The organism is Reyranella sp. CPCC 100927, assembly GCF_007859315.1.
GTDB lineage: Bacteria > Pseudomonadota > Alphaproteobacteria > Reyranellales > Reyranellaceae > Vineibacter.
Genome location: NZ_VOHA01000063.1, coordinates 1 through 1367, shown reverse-complemented (window position 1 = coordinate 1367; position 1367 = coordinate 1). Strand labels below are relative to the sequence as shown.

The following is a 1367-nucleotide window of genomic DNA, read 5'->3' as shown; positions in this document are numbered from 1 at the left end:
GTCATGTGTGGACGGCCCCCGTTTCGCAAGGGGAATCGAGCAGCGAGTATCGGCGACGAAGTAGGAGCGGTCATGTGTCCGGCCTGTTGGTGCGGCGAACATGAGCCGCTGGCCTTGAAGGTATACGTAGCCGAGCTCTCCCATCATCCCGACGTGCTGGACGCACGATGACAGTAGCGGAGTGTTCCCGGTCCGGTATGCCTACCGATGTCGCCATCAGGTGCTGCTGTGCTCCTTGCGAAAGGGTTGGCGCGTCAGGCGCAGGCCTGGGCGCGGTAGGGCTGGTTGTGGGTCAGCATGGCCCACAGGATGCGAGCGGTGCGGGCGGCCTGTGCGACGGCGACGACCTTCTTGGGTCGGCGAGCCATCATGCCGCGCAGCCAAGGCGAGGCCTTCTCGGGGTGAGCGCTGGCCTGTCGCAACCAGGCTGTGGCGCCCAGCACGAGCAGGCGTCGCAAGGGCGGATTGCCTTGCTTGGTGATGGAGCCGGTGCGGGTCTTGCCGCCGGTGCCATTGAGCCTGGGCGTCAGGCCCAGCCAGGCGGCGAAGTCGCGGCCGGTCTTGAAGAGCGTGGGGTCGGGCAGCGTGGCGAGCATGGCATGGGCGCTCAGCGGCCCGACGCCCGGCGCGCTCTGCAGCATGCGGGCTTTGGCGTCGGCCTTGACCTGCGCCGTGATGCGCCGCTCCAGGGTGTCGGCTGCCGCCTGCAGGGCGGCGCGTTGATCGGCCAGCGCCGTCGCGACAATCACCGCATCGGCCGGCAGCTCCAGCGTGCCGGCCCGCAGCGCCTCGACCAGATGCTCGACGCCGGCCTTGCCCGTGCCGGCGACGATGCCGAACTCCGACAGCAGGGCGCGCAGCGCGTTGACCAGTTGGGTCTGCTGGCGCACCAGCAGGTCGCGGCCGCGGTGCAGCGACAGCGCCGCCTGCTGCTCGGCAGCCTTGATCGGCACAAACCGCATGTCCGGTCGGCCTGCCGCCTCCCAGCAGGCCGCCGCATCGATCGTGTCGCTCTTGTTGCGCTTCACGTACGGCTTCACGTAGGCCGGCGGCATCAGCCGCACGTCGTGGCCCAGCTGGCTCAGCACGCGGGCCCAATGGTGGGCCGAGCCGCACGCCTCCATGCCGATCACCGCCTTGGGCTGCCTGGCGAAGAACTTCTCCATCTGGCCCCGCTTCAGCGTCCTGCGAAGCACGACCTCGCCCGCCGCGTTGCGGCCGTGCACCTCAAATACCGACTTCGCGAGGTCGAGCCCAATCATGCTAACCTTGTCCATGGACGGTCCCCTTTTGCTGGTCACGGCTTCATCACCACAACCAGTTTGGCACATCGATGCCGGGTGGGGGCCGTCCACACCATCATCCCG

Annotated in this window: 1 protein-coding gene; it reads right to left on the bottom strand. The window is 68.5% G+C overall.

What is annotated here, in order from left to right; translation table 11 throughout:
* Positions 1 to 254: 254 nt before the first annotated feature.
* Complete coding sequence (locus FQU96_RS41960) at positions 255 to 1277, bottom strand: IS110 family transposase (protein ID WP_146547389.1); 1023 nt, start codon at positions 1275 to 1277, stop codon at positions 255 to 257.
* Between the last annotated feature and the right edge of the window lie 90 nt (positions 1278 to 1367).

Bases quoted from the DNA above. Each gene is read 5' to 3' on its own strand.
- FQU96_RS41960 (WP_146547389.1), bottom strand. From the start codon at position 1,277: ATGGACAAGGTTAGCATGATTGGGCTCGACCTCGCGAAGTCGGTATTT.